This is a genomic window from Escherichia sp. B1147 (assembly GCF_001660175.1).
GTDB lineage: Bacteria > Pseudomonadota > Gammaproteobacteria > Enterobacterales > Enterobacteriaceae > Escherichia > Escherichia whittamii.
In genome coordinates, this window is sequence record NZ_LFHY01000005.1 from 474,963 (window position 1) to 496,268 (window position 21,306).

Here is a 21,306-nt window from a genome sequence, read left to right on the forward strand (position 1 = left end):
TTCCTTATTCAAACAGTGCTTCAATATCGTTAATCAGCTCGCTGGAGGTAATGTCGTCGAGCACGGAGAACTGTGCTTCCTGAGTTGAATTACGTCCCCAGCCATAGTTTTCTGCTTTGCCGTCCCACAGCCATAGTTTACTTAAAAGCTGCTCGGCGCTCAGTTCGGCTGGCGACATGCCTACCGCAAATCCTTCATCGATTTCCATGATTAACGACCAGCGGCCCAGAGGTTTTATCATCCAGCCGATCCAACCTGCATCCTGCGGTTCACCACGCATCCAGCCTTTATTCGCCAGCCCCATTACCCGGCCGCTCGGGCATTTTCTACCTGCCCAGCGGGTCAGTTCGCTGGCATTGCGCTCGGCTTCTGTCAGGGCGTAACTGTTACGGTCAAGCTGGCGGAACGGCGGTAACAGTTCGTAGTCGGCAAAAAGTTGACCAAAGGCGGCGGCATCCGTCGGTGATATTTCCAGAACGTGAGGAATACCAATAGAGATATCGCCTTCAGGCAAAGTGAAAAGGTCATCGTCAGCGGTGCTGTAGCTGTTATCTTCCGCCACGCGAAAGCACGCCAGTAGCTGGTTATCGACGCTATAAACGCCCCAAATCAGACGGCGGGTTAAGTGGCGAACCAGCGGATGCTCAACCAGAAAGAGCTGGAAGTTTTCCGGCGACCAGCGGCGGCGCAGGCACATGGCGGACTCCAGCCTTGCCACCTGCTGGGCGGCGACGGTACGAGCATCTTTTTTCAGCAGTTTGTAGCGGTTAACTGCCTCGTTCGCCTGTGATTCATCATCGCTTTTGTTCGGTTTAGGTAAATCTTTCAGGCGGCTGCCGGAAGCATCACGTACAAACGGTTTTAAGGTTTCATCAAAGCTGACAGTGAATTGACGTGGACCGAAATCCAGCAGCAACGAACCGTTATCATCCAGACCGAGGTCCGGGGCCAGGCGATCTTCAAGCTCCGCTACCGTGAGTTCACGGCTTTCGGCAATATCGGCAATTTTTTCTTTTGCCCGCTCCTGTAATGCTTTGAATTTCAGTTTCTGGGCGATGCCGTTAAGCTGCATCAGAGCGATGTCGCTGCCGATAGCGGCGAGGATATCCAGCCCGACAGTGGCGCGTTTATGCTGGGATTCACCAGGCCAGGCGCGGATTAATGGCGTCAGTTTGCGGGCGGTATCATCGTTACCGAGAACACCTAAGGCGGAGAATGCCCAGCTCTCTTTTGACGGTGCGCCAGCGGTCTGCCAGGCGGTAAACATATCCCAGGCAAATTCTGCCAGTGAGTCGGCGGTGCAGGCGTCTTTCACCTGTAATAACCCCGGATACAGTGCCTCTTCCTGGGGGAAGCGGAGCATTTCGCCGAGGTGGAGGAGGGCGCTATCTGGCAGTGATTGTGCATTTACTTTTAATACCGGGCGCGTCCAGAGCGATGGCTGGTAAAAGCTCGGAAGAGTGGGGATTTTTGTCGGGTGATTATCTAAGGGATCGAGCGCAAGCAGAGCGTTCACCGCGTCTGTTACTTCCGGCTGGTTATAACGCCGGGCGATTTCTGCCAGTAATGGCTGATGACCGTTTTCGGTAAGCATACGCAAGGCAGCGCGGGCGTTATCCTGGGCTTCACCGGCTTTGCCGAGCGCTGCAGGCAGCAGGCCGGTAATGGCATGTTCCGGGTATTTCAACAGCCAGGTGCGGGCGTCTTGTCGTAGGGTTTTGAGTTTGTTGAAGGCGCGGGCGATGGCGGGTGCCAGTTCCGTAGATGCAAAATAATCAGCAATAGCAAAACCTTCTTGAGGGTAGCGTGAAAACGAGTGCAGAAAACCACTCATACCTGCAAGCCGCAAATAAAGCATGACAGGTTTCACCGCAGTGTGTGGTTCTTTGCTGAGAAACTCCCATAGCTTGATTGCTTTTTGCATGGGTAAAAAGGGAAGTGAGTTGAGGTGCCATTCCCTCTGATACGGCGCGTGATGTGCTTTAAACATTTGAATGAGTGCGGCGAAGTCCTCTCGTTCCCAGGCATCAATTGCTGAGTCAGAAGCACCAATATATTTATATGTGTCAAAATCCCAGCGGCGATATCCCAGTGAGTAAAGGAAATCTTTAGCACCTTCACCTGGCTTTTGCGGCTCCCAGTCCCAACGAGTTTGAAACTCTTTAGCTTCTGTGTCGGTTATTGTGCATACAGATTCGAGGCTAAGTGGTGCTAAATCCAGCACTGAAATCGTCGATTTTTTCTTTTTAGCCAGCCAGGGCGGTGAGACTAATACGGTAGGTAACATATCGGCGTTTGCATAAACTGAAGGTTGTATCAGCTGTTGCTGGCATGATTTCAGCACGGTAGCTGCCGGGGCAGATAGCCAGGGGATTACCCGCTCTGCTAATGCTGGTTGTGAGATAAGCATTGCCATTAGCATCATGCGCCAGCGCTTTTCATCTTTTTGTGCTAGGAGTTCTGCTAATGCCGCCAGCGCTGCATGTGGAAATGAAGCGCAGGCTTTCATCATTCGTTCATGACAGCGTTTAGATTGCCCAGCTACACGTATAAGCAGTGTCAACGCGAACGGATGATTGATATGGCGCAGAACATCGCCGCAGTAGTCACTAGCAGCATACGGAGCAAATCGGGGCAGGGCTGCAACACCTTGCTCTTGTAATACAGTAGCTGTCCATATGGCACCATGATAATAATTATCAAAAACTTTATATTGCTCGTAATATTTTTCTAATGAGGCAAGAATGTGTTCATCAGTTGCCACTATTTTTAGCCACTCAAGTGCGGGTGATTTTTTTTGTCTAAGTAGACGATGAGCAATTTCATGTGCAACTTCTGGTTTTTCAGGTAACAACAGGGCAATTAATGGCTGTCGCCATTCTGGAATATTTGGGATTGCAGTGATAAGTTTATCCGCACATTTCTCCCAAAGAGACTCTTCAGCCAGTGATAAATGTTTACGTAGGCGTAATTCAAAGCTGGAATATTGCTGCAAGTAATCAGGTGAAATGTCAGACGACAGGAAAACAATATTATTGTTGACATAATCCCATTCAATAGATATTTGTTGAAGATGTATTATTACGTCAGTAGCATAATCCAGACCGCCTTCCTGAATAATCTGATCCATAACATCCTCACGCTCTTTATATCTTGTGCATTTCATTTCAAGTGCCGTGAGTACAGCCATTACGGGTGATGGTAACTGTGTTGTTTTCAGGCTGTCGATCTGACTGAGCGCCTGGGCGATGGCGTTTTGCCATTCTAAAGAACAGGCGCTGAAGTTAAATGTGGCTGTTTTATTATCCCGTTGCGACACGCTACAGGCTAAACGGCGTAACTGGGTCAATTTGTCTGCTTGCTGAACAGGAACTCCGGGAAAGCGGCGATGGCTGAACGTGGTGTGTACAACTTCGGGTGGAAAAACGACAGCTATATCTTTCGCCAGCCACGGTAAAACAACATCTGTATTTTTGTCAGCTGCGCAGATTTCTGGTGTAACTGAGGTCTGTTCCTGAATGATAGTGGAATAGTCAGGCAATTCGAGAGATTTCGTTACCGTGTGAGTCTGTTTTGAATGATTATCCTTCGCTTGCTCCACATACCCCTTCTTCACCTTCTCCGCAATCAGCTTCAGTTCCGCTTTTTCCGCCGCCGCCGCATCAGCAAAGCTTTTTACCTGGCTTTGCCCGTTGGTGCCGACTTTGCCCCAACTGATATGCAGTTCATTTCCCTGCTGCTCAACCGCCCAGAATTTATGTGATTTTTCATCCTGATAAATATAGGTTTTCATTGCTAAATCCTTTTAATCAAACAGTGATTCAATGTCGTTAATGAGTTCGCTGGCGGTGATGTCGTCGAGCGCGGAGAACGTGAGTGAGGATTGTTTACTGTCGCGGTTACCCGGTGAACTCATTTTTACGCTTTCAACAGGCAACAGGTCGCCATATCCCGTTTCGCCATAAATTAATGAAAAAGGTTCTGTTTCAAGCTCGATATCGCCATAAGAGGTAGATTTTCGCATTGCATAGACGCTGCCGCTTTCCTCCAGGCGTTGCCAGCCTCTGCGTTCCAGGCCGACAATGCGTCCGGCCTGGCAAAGACGTCCGTCCCAGCGCGTCAGTTCGTGGGCGCTACGTTCATTATCAGCAAGACGATAACTACCACGATCGAGCTGTTGGAAGGGGGGAAGCAGTTCGTAATCAGCGTAAATTTGCCTGAATGTAGTGGCGGATTCAGGGGAGATTTCCAGCACATGCGGAATACCTATGTTTCCTGCTGGCAGCGTGAATAGTTCATCCTGCGCATCGCTGTAAGTGCCGTCTTCTGCGACCCGGAAGCCGGCAATCAGCATGTTTTTGTCGGTATACACCCCCCATAACAGTCGTCGGGTTAAGTGGCGCATCAGCGGATGTTCCGCCAGAAACAGGCGGAACTGTTCTGCAGTCCAGCGCCTACGCTGGCACATAGCTTGCTCCAGGAGGGTAATTTGCTGGCCGGCGATGGCGCGTACATCTTTTTTTAATTGTTTGAAGCGGTTAACGGCGTCAGTTGCCAGTGTTTCATCATCGCTCTGGTTTGGTTTGGGTAAGTCTTTCAGAACTTTACCGTTTGCGTCGCGAACAACGGGTTTTAAGGTTTCGTCAAAACCAACGGTGAATTGACGTGGGCCGAAATCAAGTGTCAGCGAACCGTTGATATCAAGCCCCAAATCTGGAGCCAGGCGGTCTTCCAGTTCGGCCATAGTCAGCCCACGGTTTTCAGCGACCATGTTGATTTTGTCGCGGGCATGTTCCTGCAATGCTTTGAATTTAATCTTTTGTGCAACGCCATTAAGCAGCATCAGTGCAATATCGCTACCGATATCAGCTAATACATCCAGCCCGTAAACCGCGCGTTTATGCTGGGATTCTCCAGGCCAGGCACGGATAAGCGGAGTTAATTTACGCGCGGTGTCGTCATTGCCTAAAATTCCCAGCGAGGTAAATGCCCAGTTTTCTTTTGCGGGTGCGCCAGCCTCTGTCCAGGCGGTATACAGATCCCAGCCAAATTCAGCCAGTGATTCGCGGGTGCAGGTTTCTTTGATGATATACAGCCCAGCGTAGGGGGTAATGTCGCGTGGAAAACTCAACATTGTGCCGAGGTGGCGCATAGCGTCATCTGGCAGAGGCAGGTTGTTACTTTTAAGCCGTGGTCTGCGCCATAAGCTGAACTGATAAAAGCCGGGCAGTGGGGCGATTTTAGCGGGATATTCTTCCAGCGGATCGCTATCAAATAATGTTGCCAGCGCCGCTAAAACATCAGGTTGGTTATACCCTTGGGCGATTTCCTCAATGGTTTCTCGCTGGTTTAATTTCACCAGCAAACGGAGTGCCTGGCGGGCATAATCACGATCTTTTCCTTGTTTGCCCAGTGCCACAGGAAGTAGTCCGGCGGCGGCATGGCGCGGGTAATCCGTTAGCCAGTTTCGCGCATCTTCATAAGACATTTTTTTCTGTAGCTGTTGCGCCATCGGTAAGGCCAGTGCACTGACACCGAGGAAGAAGGTGAAAAACCACAACCGTTGTGGCTCACGTTGCAGGCAGGTCATAAATGCAGGAATGGCGGCGCTACCAAAAATGGCCAGAATATATCCCTCACCAGAATAGTTATCTTCTTTGACTATCTGGTTAAGAAAAGAAATGGCCTGTTGACCAGGCAGGTAACAGAGGGCAATGAGATTCCAGCTTTTGTATGCATTGTTATGGTATTGCGCAAATTCAGCATTGAGTGCTGGAAAATCGAAGCGTAACAGGGCATCAACGGCGCTTTGTGGTGCCGGAACTTTTTCGTATATTTTTTCTCCGCTCTCCCGCCATTTGTCAAAACCCAGATACCACAGAATTTGCTGTTCTTGCGTAAGGGGGACTAAGTGTGTCTCCCAACTTGCTTTTTCCATCGGCGGCAGGTCGGTAAACAATGTTTGTTTTGATGCCTGCTGTTGGGCTATTTGCTGGAAGCGTGTGACAAGGTAAGTACGGGTTAGTTTTTTGGCAATCTCTGGAGTGATATCCGAAACAGAAGGAACTGGAAGCACAGGAAGATCAAACACCAGCGTATTTTTCTTTTTCTCTTTGGTCATCCAGGGCGGCGACACAAACATCTCCGGCAACATATCCGCAGTGGCGTATTCGCATTCTTCAGCGACTGGTTGCGGACGGCATTCAGATAAGATGCCTGCCGCTTTAGGATTAACCCAGGGAATAACGTCACATACCAACTCTGGCGTGACGGTAATCAGTTTGACAAGTGCGTTACGCCACTCTTTATTTTCATGTGTTGCCAGCAAAGTAGCGTAAGCCGCAATAGCCGCAGCGGGATGCTTTTGACAGGCTTTGCTTAAGTATTCCAGGTGCTTTTTCTTGCCAATTACACCGAGGATCAGAATTTGAATCGCATCCGGGTGATTCGTTTTCCATAGCCATTTGACAAGATTTTCAGTCTCGCTGATGCGATCGAAGAGATAACAGGGATTGTCAGAATGATCTTCCGTTAACTCAAGAAGTATCCGGCTTACACCGCACATCCCATGATTTGCCAGCAACATTGCCAGATAAGCGCGAAAATCACGATGCAACGGTGGGAAGTCGTATTTTTCCGCTGTGCTCAGAGCTGTGTCATCGGTTACCACCAGTCTTAACCAGGTCATTGCCGGGACGTTTTGATCTGCATAACGTAGCGCCATTGCATTGGCGATATCCGGTCGTTCAGGGAGCAGTAGCGCCGCAAAAGGTTGCCGTGCGGGGGAGAGCGAGGGAATAGCCGCAAGTATTTTATCCACGCAACGTTGCCACTCATCTTCTGAAGCGAGTGAAAGATGATGACAAAGACGCTGGTGCCAATTCGGTAGTGATTCTGCTTCGTGATCTGGAGGAATAATGGTTGTGACAGCGGCTTTTACTGTTTTATATCTAAGTTGAAGAGCGAGAAGGGCGATTTCAACGGTACTTTCCAGGCCACAACGAACGACTAAGTCATCGACCAGTTCATCTGTTGAGTAAGAGTTCCTTAAGTGCCAGAGTAATGCAGCGTCAGATTGTGCACTCCCTGTCTGTAGATTATCCTGAATTCGCAACTGTAATTCGGCAAACGCCTGTCGCCAGTTTTCCGGATAAGAACTGTAGTATTCTTTTAAATCATATGCATCGGTGTTATCTGCAATACGTTTCCATATCTCACCTTTATTGCGCAGATAATTAATTTCTCTTGGCCTGGTGCGATGAGGAAAAGCAAAGCGATTAATATCATCAGTTAACGGAATGACTGCATCATCAGCCAGCCATGGGCGTTTGTTTTTACTCTCAGGGAAAATTTTAACTTCAGGAGTGACTTTGGTGGCGGGTGGGAGATTCACATTTGCTGAATCGCCTTCCACATAGCCTTTTTTCGTTTTCTCTGCGATCAGCTTCAGTTCCGCTTTCTCCGCTGCCGCAACATCCGCAAAGCTTTTTACCTGGCTTTGCCCCTGGGTACCAACTTTTCCCCAGCTGATATGCAACTCGTTTCCCTGTTGCTCAATCGCCCAGAATTTATGTGATTTTTCGTCCTGATAGATAAACTGTCTCATTCTGCATCCCTGTATTTTTATCCAGTTGAATGTAGATGCTAACAGTATTTATGCAGGTTAGAGAGAGACGAAATCGCAAGAAAACAACTTTAGGAATTTATAAAGAAAAGGCGCTGTCGATGCAGCGCCTTGAAGGGGGATTATTTCACCTGATGGCCAGGTTTAGCACCAGCATCCGGGCTTAACAGGAAGATATCTTTCCCGCCAGGACCAGCAGCCATTACCATGCCTTCGGAGATACCAAAGCGCATTTTACGCGGCGCCAGGTTAGCCACCATAATGGTGTGACGACCGATAAGTGCCTGCGGGTCCGGGTAAGCAGAACGAATGCCGGAGAAGACATTGCGTTTTTCACCGCCGAGATCCAGCGTCAGGCGCAGCAGTTTATCGGAACCTTCAACAAACTCTGCGTTTTCGATCAGCGCCACGCGCAGGTCAACTTTGGCGAAGTCGTCAAAGGTGATGGTTTCCTGAATCGGATCATCAGCCAGCGGACCAGTTACCGGTGCTGCAGTGGCTTTCACTTCTTCTTTGGATGCTTCCACCAGGGCTTCAACTTGCTTCATATCAATGCGGTTATACAGCGCCTTGAACGGATTGACTTTGTGGCCCAGCAGCGGTTGCTGGATACCATCCCAGGTCAGTTCCGTATTCAGGAACGCTTCCGCGCGCTCAGTCAGTTTCGGCAGAACTGGCTTCAGATACGTCATCAGTACGCGGAACAGGTTGATGCCCATTGAGCAAATCGCCTGCAGGTCGGCATCGCGGCCTTCCTGTTTTGCGACAACCCACGGAGCCTGCTCGTCGACATAGCGGTTAGCCAGGTCAGCCAGTGCCATGATTTCGCGCACTGCTTTACCAAATTCGCGGCTTTCCCACGCTTCGCCAATCGCTTCAGCGGCATCGGTAAAGGTCTTGTACAGCTCAGGGTCAGCCAGCTCGCTTGCCAGTACGCCGTCAAAACGCTTGTTGATAAAGCCAGCGTTACGGGAGGCCAGGTTAACCACTTTGTTAACGATATCGGCATTCACGCGCTGAACGAAATCTTCCAGGTTCAGGTCGATATCATCAATACGCGAAGACAGTTTGGCGGTGTAGTAGTAGCGCAGGCTGTCGGCATCAAAGTGATTCAGCCAGGTGCTGGCTTTAATAAAGGTGCCACGAGACTTGGACATCTTCGCGCCGTTCACCGTCACATAGCCGTGAACAAACAGGTTGGTCGGCTTGCGGAAGTTGCTGCCTTCCAGCATGGCAGGCCAGAACAGGCTGTGGAAGTAAACGATATCTTTGCCGATGAAGTGATACAACTCGGCGGTGGAATCTTTCTTCCAGTATTCATCGAAGCTTACGGTGTCGCCGCGCTTGTCGCACAGATTCTTGAAAGAGCCCATGTAGCCAATCGGCGCGTCCAGCCAGACGTAGAAATATTTGCCCGGTGCGTTTGGAATTTCGAAACCGAAGTACGGCGCATCGCGGGAGATATCCCACTGTTGCAGGCCGGATTCGAACCATTCCTGCATTTTGTTAGCCACCTGCTCCTGCAACGCGCCGCTGCGGGTCCATGCCTGCAACATTTCGCTGAAAGAGGGCAGATCAAAGAAGAAGTGCTCGGAATCACGCATTACCGGCGTAGCGCCAGAAACCACCGATTTCGGTTCGATCAATTCAGTCGGGCTATATGTTGCGCCGCAAACTTCACAGTTATCGCCGTACTGATCTGGCGCTTTACATTTCGGGCAGGTGCCTTTTACAAAACGGTCCGGCAGGAACATGCCTTTTTCCGGATCGTACAGTTGAGAGATGGTGCGGTTTTTAATAAAACCGTTCTCTTTCAGGCGAGTATAAATAAGCTCTGACAACTGGCGGTTCTCTTCGCTGTGCGTCGAGTGATAGTTGTCGTAGCTGATATTAAAGCCTGCGAAATCAGTCTGATGCTCCTGACTCATTTCGCCAATCATCTGCTCCGGGGAGATACCAAGCTGCTGGGCTTTCAGCATGATCGGCGTACCGTGGGCATCGTCGGCGCAGATGAAGTTGACCTCGTGGCCGCGCATTCGCTGGTAACGGACCCAGACATCAGCCTGGATGTGCTCCAGCATATGGCCGAGGTGGATTGAGCCGTTGGCGTACGGCAGTGCGCACGTTACCAGAATTTTCTTCGCGACTTGAGTCATAGTAGGCATTACTTCTTTGTAGTGAAAAGGGCTTAGATAGTACCAAATGGGGCATGGTTACGTAAGTCCTGTGCAAGCATCTTATGATGCATTATTAGGTAAGTACTTAGCTGTTAACTTCAGGTAAACTAATAGCGATAAGTTATCTTTATAAATAAGGAGTCGGGATGAACGAACAATCCCAGGCCAAATCACCAGAAGCCCTGCGCGCAATGGTCGCCGGGACACTGGCCAATTTTCAGCACCCAACCCTCAAGCATAACCTCACTACGCTAAAAGCGTTGCATCATGTCGCCTGGATGGACGACACGTTGCATGTGGAACTGGTTATGCCGTTTGTCTGGCATAGCGCGTTTGAAGAATTAAAAGAGCAATGTAGCGCTGAATTGCTGCGTATCACTGGGGCGAAAGCTATCGACTGGAAACTGTCGCATAACATTGCCACCCTGAAACGCGTGAAGAATCAGCCGGGTATTAACGGCGTGAAGAACATCATTGCGGTCAGTTCCGGCAAAGGCGGCGTGGGTAAATCCTCCACGGCGGTAAACCTGGCGCTGGCGCTGGCGGCGGAAGGGGCGAAAGTTGGTATTCTGGATGCCGATATCTACGGCCCGTCAATCCCCACCATGCTGGGGGCAGAAAATCAGCGTCCGACTTCGCCAGATGGCACTCACATGGCGCCGATTATGTCTCATGGCCTGGCAACCAATTCAATTGGTTATCTGGTCACTGATGACAACGCGATGGTGTGGCGTGGCCCAATGGCCAGCAAGGCGCTGATGCAGATGTTGCAAGAAACCTTATGGCCAGACCTCGACTATCTGGTGCTCGACATGCCGCCAGGAACCGGTGACATTCAGCTGACGCTGGCGCAGAACATTCCGGTGACCGGTGCAGTAGTGGTAACAACGCCGCAGGATATCGCGCTGATTGATGCGAAAAAAGGCATCGTGATGTTTGAAAAGGTCGAAGTTCCGGTGCTCGGTATTGTTGAGAACATGAGCGTGCATATTTGCAGTAACTGTGGCCATCACGAACCGATTTTCGGTACTGGTGGCGCAGAGAAACTGGCAGAGAAGTATCATACACAACTGCTGGGACAAATGCCGTTACACATCAGCCTGCGTGAAGATCTCGACAAAGGCACTCCGACGGTTATTAGCCGTCCGGAGAGCGAATTTACCACTATCTACCGCCAGCTGGCAGACCGTGTTGCAGCTCAACTCTACTGGCAGGGCGAAGTCATTCCTGGCGAGATTGCCTTTCGTGCCATATAGCGCGCATTAATCTTTCTGGTTGTTCTTCATTCACCGCATCAATGTTAAATTGATGCGGTGAATTTTTTTGCAGCCTTAATAATCACTTTTTTAATGCTGCGAATATTCAGTGGATCTTAGTCCGAAACTGTACAAAGGCGATTGAATGTGCAAGCACTGTCTCTTTATCATCCCTCATGGCTGTGTAGCGGATGTACAGCTATAGTTTGTTATGCACTCAATCTACCCGGCATAACCTTTACTACAGGGATAACGTTCAATGAATAAGTATTGGTTGTCAGGAGTTGTTTTTCTTGCTTATGGACTAGCATCACCCGCGTTCTCTTCTGATACTGCAACATTAACCATCAATGGCAGGATTAGTTCCCCTACATGCAGTATGGATGTTGTTAATAACTATCTTCAGCAACGTTGTGGGCGGTTGTTACAACGAGTTGAAACCAGCTATCGTGCTTCTTCTACTGCAAAAGGCGTTACGACAGAAGTGGTTGCTGTGGGTAATAATGACAAACGCAAAATCGTGTTAAATCGCTACGATTAATTTGGCAACACCGTTTTAAGTATATTTAGAAAGCCAAAATCATTTTCGTGAATGATTTTGGCTTTTTTTATTTGATTCATAAATGTTATTTACGGTAATTAATCAGTTTTAAAAATGTTTGTTATGGCGAATTATTTGTTGCAATTATATTGCATTGGTTAATTTGTTTTAAATCAACAAAACAATATGTTTACATTGCGGCAACCTTTTTGGTGTGAGAAATTTGTTTCCAAGAGATACAGACTCTTAACAAAACAAAATAAACTTATTAAGGAACGCATCATGAAAAATTCAATTATTGCTGCCGCTGTCTTATCTTCTGTATTTATGAGTGCTGGTATTTTCGCTGCTGAAGTAGATACCGGAACTTTAACTATTAAAGGTAATATTGCTGAATCTCCATGTACATTTGTCGCTGGTGGTGATTCAGTCAGTATTAATATGCCGACTGTACCAACCACAGTATTTGATGGTAAGGCGAAATATGCAACTTACGATGACGCTGTTGGTGTAACCAGCAGTATGCTGAAAATTACTTGTCCGAAGACTATTGATGGCGTAAAACTTTCATTGATCACCAACGAGAAAATTCTTGGTAATGATAAGGCAATATCCAGTAGTAATGACACAGTCGGATATTATCTCTATTTGGGTGATAGCAGTGAGGTACTGGATATTTCCGCACCGTTTAATATTGAAAGTTATAAAACTGCTGATGGACAATATGCCATTCCGTTTAAGGCAAAATACCTGAAGTTGACCGACAGTAGTGTTGCATCTGGTACTGTTAACTCTTCATTGGTTATGCGTGTTGCCCAGGATTAAATATTTAAAATAATCAAATTTTTTCAGTAAACTAAAATGACCGCCATATTCATGGCGGTCAGCATAAATATAAGAGGCATTAAGATGAAAGGATTATTATCTTTACTCATCTCTTCTATGATATTTCCCGCGCATGCCGGAATGGTTATTTTCGGGACCCGTATCATTTACCCGGCAGAGCAGAAAGAAGTCATGGTACAACTGATGAATCAGGGTAACCGTTCTTCGCTGGTGCAGACGTGGATTGATGATGGTGACACGTCTCTGCCGCCAGAAAAGATTCAGGTTCCTTTCATGTTAACGCCACCAGTAGTTAAAGTAGCGGCCAATTCTGGGCAACAAATAAAAATTAAAATCATGCCTAATAAATTACCCGTTAATAAGGAAAGTATTTTTTATCTTAACGTTCTGGATATTCCACCGAATAGCCCAGAAGATGAAGGAAAGAATGCGTTAAAATTTGCCATGCAAAACAGAATTAAGTTGTTTTATCGACCAGTAGGTGTTGCCCCGGTAAATAAAACGACCTTTAAAAAATTGCGGATGAATCGTAACGGTAATAACGTAGTCATAAAAAATGACTCGCCAAATTGGGTGACGATTTCTGACATTAAGGCGAATAATGTCAAAGTGAATTATGAAACTATCATGATTGCACCACTAGAAAGTCAGAGTGTCAGTGTAAAAAATAATAATGCGAATGGCTGGCAACTGACCATTATCGATGATCACGGCAACTATATTAGTGACAAAATTTAATTGCAGGAGCTGCCTATGTTGAGAATGACCCCGCTTGCATCAGCAATAGTCGCGTTATTGCTCGGCATTGAAGCACATGCAACAGAAGAAACCTTTGATACCCATTTTATGATGGGAGGAATGAAAGGTGAGCAAGTAACAAATTTGCGTCTTGATGATAATCAGCCTTTACCAGGCCAGTACGACATTGATATTTATGTCAATAAGCAATGGCGTGGGAAATATGAAATTATCGTAAAAGATAACCCAGATGAAACTTGCCTGACGCGTGAAATTGTAAAGCGGTTAGGTATAAATAGCGATAATTTTGCACGCGAAAAACAATGTTTAACATTTGAGCAACTTGTACAGGGCGGAAGCTACGCCTGGGATATTGGGATTTTTCGTTTGGATCTTGCTGTCCCCCAAGCCTGGGTTGAAGAACTGGAAAATGGTTACGTTCCGCCAGAAAACTGGGAACGGGGAATCAATGCGTTTTATACATCTTATTACGTAAGTCAGTATTACAGTGACTATAAAGCCTCGGGTAATAGCAAGAGTACCTATGTGCGTTTTAACAGCGGGTTAAATTTACTGGGGTGGCAACTGCATTCTGATGCCAGTTTTAGCAAAACGGATAACAATCCTGGGGAGTGGAAAAGCAACACACTGTATCTGGAGCGTGGATTTTCTCAAATTCTCGGTACGTTGCGTATTGGTGATATGTACACGTCAGCGGATATATTTGATTCCGTTCGCTTCAGTGGGGTTCGGTTATTTCGTGATATGCAGATGTTGCCAAACTCGAAGCAAAATTTTACCCCACGAGTACAGGGGATTGCTCAGAGCAACGCGTTGGTAACTATTGAACAGAATGGTTTTGTCGTTTATCAGAAAGAGGTTCCACCTGGCCCGTTTTCGATTAGTGATTTGCAGTTGGCGGGCGGAGGTGCGGATCTTGATGTGAGTGTTAAGGAAGCCGATGGTTCTGTGACTACGTATCTGGTGCCTTATGCGGCAGTACCTAATATGCTGCAACCTGGCGTATCAAAATATGATTTTGCGGCGGGCCGTAGTCATATTGAAGGTGCGAGCAAGCAAAGTGATTTTGTCCAGGCGGGTTATCAGTATGGTTTTAATAACTTACTGACGCTGTATGGCGGCACGATGGTTGCTAATAATTACTATGCGTTTACCTTCGGAACAGGGTGGAACACGCGCATTGGCGCAATTTCAGTCGATGCAACTAAATCGCACAGTAAACAAGACAATGGTGATGTATTTGACGGACAAAGTTATCAAATTGCCTATAACAAATTTTTGAGCCAAACATCGACACGTTTTGGTCTGGCGGCCTGGCGTTATTCGTCGCGTGATTACCGCACATTTAACGATTACGTGTGGGCAAATAATAAAGATAATTATCGTCGTGATAAAAACGATGTCTATGACATTGCCGATTATTACCAGAATGATTTTGGTCGCAAAAATAGCTTTTCCGCCAATATGAGTCAGTCATTGCCAGAAGGCTGGGGGTCTGTGTCATTAAGTACTTTATGGCGTGATTACTGGGGGCGCAGCGGCAGTAGTAAAGATTATCAGCTGAGTTATTCCAATAACTGGCAGCGGATAAGCTATACCCTCGCGGCAAGCCAGGCGTATGACGAGAACCACACCGAAGAGAAACGCTTTAATATTTTTATATCGATTCCCTTTGACTGGGGCGATGACGTTACGACACCGCAGCGGCAAATATATATGTCTAACTCAACGACCTTTGATAATCAGGGGTTTGCCTCAAACAATACCGGTTTATCGGGAACCGTTGGGAGTCGCGATCAGTTTAACTATGGTATCAACTTGAGCCACCAACATCAGGGAAATGAAACGACAGCTGGGGCCAATTTGACCTGGACCGCACCGGTCGCAACAGTGAATGGCAGCTATAGTCAGTCGAGTGCCTATCGACAGGCCGGAGCCAGCGTTTCAGGGGGCATTGTCGCCTGGTTGGGTGGCGTTAATCTGGCGAACCGTCTTTCCGAAACGTTTGCTGTGATGCATGCACCAGGAATTAAAGGTGCTTATGTCAATGGGCAAAAATATCGCACAACAAACAGTAATGGTGTGGTGGTTTACGACGGAATGACACCTTATCGAGAAAATCACCTGATGCTGGATGTGTCGCAAAGCGATAGCGAAACAGAATTACGCGGGAACCGTAAAATTACCGCCCCTTATCGCGGCGCGGTCGTTCTGGTTGATTTTGATACCGATCAGCGTAAGCCCTGGTTTATAAAAGCATTAAAATCAGATGGACAGCCATTAACGTTTGGTTATGAAGTCAATGATATCCACGGTCATAACATTGGTGTTGTCGGCCAGGGAAGTCAGATATTTATTCGCACCAATGAAATACCGCCAGCGGTTAATGTGGCAATTGATAAACAACAAGGGCTTTCATGCACAATCACCTTCGGTAAAGAGATTGATGAAAGTAGAACTTATATTTGCCAATAAGCATCGGGTAGTTTTATGAAAATTAACATAGTATTATTTATATTCATGGTGATGGTTATACCTGCGAGCTATGCGGCATGTTATGGAGAGTTGTCAGCGCAGCATAATCTGGTTGTTCAGGGGGACTTTGCACTGACTCAAACACAAACAGCGAAATATGAACATAATTTTAATGATTCGTCATGTGTGAGTACGAATACCATCGCCCCTATGAGTCCTTCGGATATTATTGTTGGGCTTTATAACGATACCATTAAATTAAATTTACATTTTGAATGGACTAATAAAAACAGCATCACATTATCAAATAACCAGACCAGCTTCACAAATGGTTATTCAGTAACCGTGACATCGGTGGCCAGTAACGCGAAAGTGAATGTTTCTGCGGGGGGCGGCGGAGCAGTGATGATTAATGGTGTCGCGACATTATCCAGTGCTTCATCAACAACGCGTGGGAGTGCCGCAGTGCAATTTTTAATGTGTCTGTTAGGAGGAAAGTCGTGGGATGCATGTGTGAATAGCTACAGAAATGCATTGGCACAAAATGCCGGTGTCTATTCCTTTAATCTGGCATTATCATACAACCCGATAACAACGACCTGCAAACCTGATGATTTATTAATTACTTTAAAGAGTATTCCCGTTTCACAATTACCAGACACAGGTAACAAAGCAACAATAAATAGTGAAGAAGGGAATATTATTCTGCGTTGTAAAAATTTATTAGGTCAACAAAATCAAACATCACGGAAAATGCAGGTGTATTTATCAAGTTCTGACTTGTTAACCAACAGTAACACGGTACTGAAAGGGCCGGAAGATAATGGCGTAGGATTTATTCTTGAAAATGATGGTTCGCCAGTCACACTTTTAAATATCACTGACAGCAGTAAAGGATACACAAATTTAAAAGAAATTGCGGCGAAGTCAAAAATTACAGATACAACGGTTTCAATTCCAGTAACAGCCAGTTACTATGTTTATGATAAAAATAAAGTTAAATCTGGCGCACTGGAGGCAACCGCATTAATCAACGTGAAATACGACTAATAGCAAGCAAGACCAGTAAGTGGCTAATAATAAAAAATAATAAGGTGTCTGCATTTCCCCCTCTCTCCGAGGGGGCTTTTTTTAGCGATGATAAAAAATCTCACCATCGTAGGCTTTAATGATTTTCCCGTCGGTATCGTTGATCAGCACATATGCACCGCCCATATAGGTCCAGTGGGTTCCGGCGTCAGGGGCGGGCAGATTACGCAACTGCCACTGCTTAATGTTGTACTCATCGGTACGGTACATTTCTGGTACGGTGTCACCTGGTTTGAAATGCTTGAAGTCAGCAATGAAACTGCTTAACTCATACTTTGAAATTCCCGAGGCATTGGTCGAACCCGCGGTGGCTGGTGCGGCCCATGCTGCGCTGGTTACCAGCAAAAGCGCACCCAGCAACATCTTATTTTTTATGGTCATATACTCTCCACTTTGGGGATCAGTAAAATCAGTCGCATATCTTTCCTGCCATACAATATAACCGACAAGAGATATTTTGTTAGTGATCCCATGATTTCGTAAAAAGTGTAAATGAAAGGATGCAGCAAAAGCATCCTCATTGAACGAGAAGTCAGCGGAATAAGTTGATTTAAGAATCATCCTGGGCTAAAGGGATAGCGAAGCCCAGGTAATTGTTTTATCTCATAATACCCATAAAGCCATGCACTCCCATATACAACCCGACTAAGCCAATTAACAGACTGGAGAAATAGGGGGCGCGTTTAGCGACAGTGTTAAATCCGCGCCAGCGTTTTGCAACCTGTTGAACACTGATTGCCGCCCCAACGCCTACGGTGACCAGCGTTAACGCCAGGCCAATGCTGAAACTGACGACCAGTGTTGCGCCCAGTGTCAGGGCTTTCAACTGAATGCAAATCAATAGCACGGTAATTGCCGCTGGGCAGGGGATCAGTCCACCTGTTAAACCAAACAATAAAATTTGCCAGTTGGTCACTTCTCTGCCATCGAAGCGGCGTTTAATGTCATTGGCATGGGCTCGTGCATGGGCATCCTGATACTCTTCGCTGTCGCTATGTTCATGATGGTGGTGATGTTCGTGGTCGTGATGATGTTCATGATCATGCCCGTGCATATTCTCAAGCCAGCTTCGTTCGCCGCGCCAGGTGCGCCAGAACATCCAGAACGCGGTGCCAATAATGATCACCGCGGAAATCAGCTGGAGCCACGGTTCCGCTGACTGCGCAGTAAAGCGTTTGCTTATCACCATCCCACCAAAAGCAATCAACCAGACTACCACGGTATGCGATATGGTTGCCGCCAGTCCAAGCATCACCGCCTGTTTGATGGTGCCTTTAATGGCGATAATAAACGCCGCCATCATCGTTTTTGAGTGTCCTGGCTCCAGACCATGTAGCGCACCAAGTAAGATGGCGCTGGGGATGAAAAACCAGGCGTTTCCTTGCTGAAGAAGAGTGGTAAATTCGGTCATGATAATAATTCTTAGTATTAAGTCGGCGGCCTGATTCTACTCCCCCCCAGTACATGATACTACCCCCCAGTAGATTAGTAGTGCTATGATTTTCCATGATCTTGTTAACCAGGTGTTACCATGTCTCATACCATTCGCGATAAACAGAAACTGAAAGCACGCGCCAGTAAGATTCAGGGACAGGTCGTCGCGCTCAAGAAAATGCTCGACGAGCCGCACGAATGCGCTGCCGTTCTACAACAGATTGCCGCTATCCGTGGTGCGGTAAACGGTTTGATGCGGGAAGTGATTAAAGGTCATCTGACGGAACACATAGTTCACCAGGGGGATGAGCTAAAGCGTGAAGAAGACCTGGATGTTGTTCTTAAGGTGCTGGATTCTTATATCAAATAATTTCACAACATTATTGTAATACCGCCGTTTTTCCTCGTTTACAACGTGTGCGCGGGACATTACCATCCTCATCTGCGATTCATCATCGCAACTAAACGACTCGGGGTGCCCTTCTGCGTGAAGGCTGAGAAATACCCGTATCACCTGATCTGGATAATGCCAGCGTAGGGAAGTCACAGGCCGCCAGGTCATTGCTTCTTCACGTTATGGCAGGAGCAAACTATGCAAATCGACCTGCTGAGTCCGGCGCAACCTGCGCACGCGTTACACCTTTTTCACCAACATTCCCCCCTTGTGCATTGCATGACCAATGATGTGGTGCAAACCTTTACTGCCAATACCTTGCTGGCGCTCGGTGCATCGCCAGCGATGGTTATCGAAACCGAAGAGGCCAGTCAATTTTCGGCCATCGCCAGTGCTTTGCTGATTAACGTTGGCACACTGACGCAGCCACGCGCACGGGCGATGCGTGCCGCCGTTGAACATGCAAAACACTCCCAAACGCCCTGGACGCTTGATCCGGTCGCGGTTGGTGCGCTCGATTATCGTCGCCGTTTTTGTCATGAACTTTTATCTTTTAAACCGGCAGCGATACGCGGTAATGCATCGGAAATCATGGCATTAGCGGGCATTTCCAATGGTGGCCGTGGTGTGGATACCACTGACGCCACAGTAAGCGCATTGCCTGCTGCGCAAACTCTGGCTCTGGAAACTGGCGCAGTCGTCGTGGTCACTGGCGAGGTGGATTATATTACCGATGGTCGTCGCACCGTTGGTATTCACGGCGGCGATCCGTTAATGACCAAAGTGGTAGGAACTGGCTGTGCATTATCGGCGGTTGTTGCTGCCTGTTGTGCATTACCTGGCGATACGCTGGAAAACGTCGCATCTGGCTGTCACTGGATGAAACAAGCCGGAGAGCGCGCAGTCGCCAGAAGCGAGGGGCCGGGCAGTTTTGTTCCACATTTCCTTGATGCGCTCTGGCAATTGACGCAGGAGGTACTGGCATGAAACGGATTAACGCTCTGACGATTGCCGGTACTGATCCGAGTGGTGGTGCAGGAATTCAGGCCGATCTTAAAACCTTCTCGGCGCTAGGTGCGTACGGTTGCTCGGTAATCACCGCGCTGGTGGCGCAAAATACCCGTGGCGTACAGTCGGTGTATCGCATTGAGCCTGATTTTGTCGCTGCACAACTTGATTCGGTGTTCAGCGATGTACGAATCGACACCACCAAAATCGGCATGCTGGCGGAAACCGATATCGTTGAAGCGGTGGCAGAACGGCTGCAACGTTACCAGATCCAAAACGTGGTACTGGATACCGTCATGCAGGCAAAAAGCGGCGACCCGCTACTTTCACCTTCGGCGGTTGCCACGCTGCGCAGTCGATTATTGCCACGGGTTTCATTAATAACGCCAAACTTGCCCGAAGCTGCCGCCTTGCTCGACGCGCCACATGCGCATAACGAACAGGAAATGCGGGAGCAGGGGCGAGCACTGTTGGCGATGGGCTGCGGTGCAGTGCTGATGAAAGGCGGTCATCTGGATGATGAGCAAAGCCCGGATTGGCTGTTTACTCGCGACGGCGAACAGCGGTTTACCGCGCCGCGCATTATGACCAAAAACACCCATGGCACGGGTTGTACGCTCTCTGCGGCGCTGGCGGCATTGCGTCTGCGCCATACAAACTGGGGCGACACCGTTCAGGAAGCAAAAAGCTGGCTTTCAGCGGCGTTAGCGCAGGCAGACACGCTGGAAGTCGGTCACGGGATTGGTCCGGTTCACCACTTTCACGCGTGGTGGTGAGCACCGTACTATAGCTGCTTTGGCATTTTTCAGCTTTTTCGCGCTGAAATTCAGGGATGAAACCAATGCAGCTAAGAATCGCCAGTCGAAAAAAATTCACCGCTTTGCTATGCACTCTGGGGCTAATTTCCATTGTTGCGATTCATCCTGGCCAGACGGTGAATTTTTTCTATTCGACAGCAATTCAGATTAAAGACTACATCTACTTTTATGGCTATCGTCCGGTCAAATCTTTTGCTATTCGCATTCCTGCCAATTACACCATTCACGGTATTGATGTTTCACGCTGGCAGGCGCGGATCGACTGGCAGCGTGTCGCAAAAATGCGCGACAACGGTATCCGCTTACAGTTTGCTTTTATTAAGGCGACGGAAGGCGAAAACCTGGTGGACCCCTATTTTTCGCGTAACTGGCGTCAAAGCCGTCAAAATGGCCTGCTGCGTGGCGCGTATCATTATTTTTCTCCGTCGGTATCCGCCACCGATCAGGCGCAATTATTTCTGCAAACGGTGGATTTCTCTCAAGGCGATCTCCCCGCGGTACTGGACGTAGAAGAACGGGGAAAATTATCGGCGAAGGAATTACGCAAGCGGGTAAGTCAGTGGCTAAAAATGGTCGAAAAAAGCACGGGAAAAAAGCCGATTATTTACTCCGGAGCCGTTTTTTATCACACGAATCTGGCGGGCTATTTCAATGAATATCCGTGGTGGGTGGCTCACTATTATCAACGTCGTCCGGACAATGACGGCATGGCCTGGCGTTTCTGGCAGCATTCCGACCGTGGACAGGTAGATGGCATTAATGGCCCGGTGGATTTTAATGTGTTTAATGGCACAGCGGAGGAGTTGCAGGCTTTCGTTGATGGCATTAAAGAAACGCCTTAAATAACCAGCAGTGATATACTCCTACCAGATTCCCCGGCAGGAA

The 21,306-nt window shown here is 47.8% G+C and carries 15 protein-coding genes and 1 riboswitch; of the genes, 10 read left to right on the top strand and 5 right to left on the bottom strand.

Translation table 11 applies throughout. The features are described 5' to 3' along the window. Window positions 1–4: 4 nt before the first annotated feature. From A9180_RS05385 to metG, 3 genes are all read right to left on the bottom strand, one after another. Window positions 5–3,793: a DUF4132 domain-containing protein gene (locus A9180_RS05385; protein ID WP_064526898.1), complete on the bottom strand. Its 3,789-nt coding sequence runs from the start codon at window positions 3,791–3,793 to the stop codon at window positions 5–7. 12 nt (window positions 3,794–3,805) lie between these two features. Further along, window positions 3,806–7,606: a DUF4132 domain-containing protein gene (locus A9180_RS05390; protein WP_064526900.1), complete on the bottom strand. Its 3,801-nt coding sequence runs from the start codon at window positions 7,604–7,606 to the stop codon at window positions 3,806–3,808. A 140-nt stretch (window positions 7,607–7,746) separates the two neighbouring features. Then, on the bottom strand, window positions 7,747–9,780 hold the full coding sequence (gene metG, locus A9180_RS05395) for a methionine--tRNA ligase (RefSeq protein WP_064526902.1): 2,034 nt from the start codon (window positions 9,778–9,780) through the stop codon (window positions 7,747–7,749). A 167-nt stretch (window positions 9,781–9,947) separates the two neighbouring features. Here metG and apbC point away from each other — a divergent pair, with 167 nt between their 5' ends. The 6 genes from apbC to A9180_RS05425 all read left to right on the top strand — a co-directional run bounded on the left by apbC (window position 9,948) and on the right by A9180_RS05425 (window position 16,728). Beyond that, complete coding sequence (gene apbC / locus A9180_RS05400; protein WP_064526904.1) at window positions 9,948–11,057, top strand: iron-sulfur cluster carrier protein ApbC; 1,110 nt, start codon at window positions 9,948–9,950, stop codon at window positions 11,055–11,057. Between the two features lie 259 nt (window positions 11,058–11,316). Beyond that, entirely contained in the window at window positions 11,317–11,598 is a 282-nt protein-coding gene (locus tag A9180_RS05405) for a DUF2574 family protein (protein ID WP_064526906.1), read from the top strand. A gap of 282 nt (window positions 11,599–11,880) precedes the next feature. Next, window positions 11,881–12,423, top strand: a complete 543-nt coding sequence (locus tag A9180_RS05410; protein ID WP_064526908.1) for a fimbrial protein — start codon at window positions 11,881–11,883, stop codon at window positions 12,421–12,423. An 84-nt stretch (window positions 12,424–12,507) separates the two neighbouring features. Next, window positions 12,508–13,182, top strand: a complete 675-nt coding sequence (locus tag A9180_RS05415; RefSeq protein WP_064526910.1) for a fimbria/pilus periplasmic chaperone — start codon at window positions 12,508–12,510, stop codon at window positions 13,180–13,182. 15 nt (window positions 13,183–13,197) lie between these two features. Continuing rightward, window positions 13,198–15,678 carry a fimbrial biogenesis outer membrane usher protein gene (locus A9180_RS05420; RefSeq protein ID WP_064526912.1) on the top strand — a complete coding sequence of 827 codons (2,481 nt, stop codon included), beginning with the start codon at window positions 13,198–13,200 and terminating at the stop codon, window positions 15,676–15,678. Window positions 15,679–15,693: 15 nt separating this feature from the next. Then, a complete protein-coding gene (locus tag A9180_RS05425) occupies window positions 15,694–16,728 on the top strand; it encodes a putative fimbrial-like adhesin protein (RefSeq protein ID WP_064526914.1) in 1,035 nt (344 codons plus the stop codon). A gap of 81 nt (window positions 16,729–16,809) precedes the next feature. Here A9180_RS05425 and rcnB read toward each other — a convergent pair whose 3' ends face one another. Together rcnB and rcnA are read right to left on the bottom strand one after the other, a co-directional pair. Then, window positions 16,810–17,148: a Ni(II)/Co(II) efflux transporter accessory subunit RcnB gene (gene rcnB, locus A9180_RS05430; RefSeq protein WP_000153060.1), complete on the bottom strand. Its 339-nt coding sequence runs from the start codon at window positions 17,146–17,148 to the stop codon at window positions 16,810–16,812. A gap of 217 nt (window positions 17,149–17,365) precedes the next feature. Further along, window positions 17,366–18,178 carry a nickel/cobalt efflux protein RcnA gene (gene rcnA / locus A9180_RS05435; RefSeq protein WP_064526916.1) on the bottom strand — a complete coding sequence of 271 codons (813 nt, stop codon included), beginning with the start codon at window positions 18,176–18,178 and terminating at the stop codon, window positions 17,366–17,368. Between the two features lie 120 nt (window positions 18,179–18,298). Here rcnA and rcnR point away from each other — a divergent pair, with 120 nt between their 5' ends. From rcnR to A9180_RS05455, 4 genes are all read left to right on the top strand, one after another. After that, a complete protein-coding gene (rcnR, locus tag A9180_RS05440; RefSeq protein WP_000019944.1) occupies window positions 18,299–18,571 on the top strand; it encodes a Ni(II)/Co(II)-binding transcriptional repressor RcnR in 273 nt (90 codons plus the stop codon). 91 nt (window positions 18,572–18,662) lie between these two features. Continuing rightward, a riboswitch (TPP riboswitch) is annotated at window positions 18,663–18,759 on the top strand. Window positions 18,760–18,793: 34 nt separating this feature from the next. Further along, window positions 18,794–19,582 (top strand): hydroxyethylthiazole kinase, encoded by a 789-nt coding sequence (gene thiM / locus A9180_RS05445; protein ID WP_064526918.1) that lies wholly within the window; start codon window positions 18,794–18,796, stop codon window positions 19,580–19,582. Continuing rightward, window positions 19,579–20,379 carry a bifunctional hydroxymethylpyrimidine kinase/phosphomethylpyrimidine kinase gene (gene thiD, locus A9180_RS05450; protein WP_064526920.1) on the top strand — a complete coding sequence of 267 codons (801 nt, stop codon included), beginning with the start codon at window positions 19,579–19,581 and terminating at the stop codon, window positions 20,377–20,379. The genes thiM and thiD overlap by 4 nt, the downstream gene beginning before the upstream one ends. 65 nt (window positions 20,380–20,444) lie before the next feature. Next, a complete protein-coding gene (locus tag A9180_RS05455) occupies window positions 20,445–21,263 on the top strand; it encodes a glycoside hydrolase family 25 protein (protein ID WP_064526923.1) in 819 nt (272 codons plus the stop codon). Window positions 21,264–21,306 lie beyond the last annotated feature (43 nt).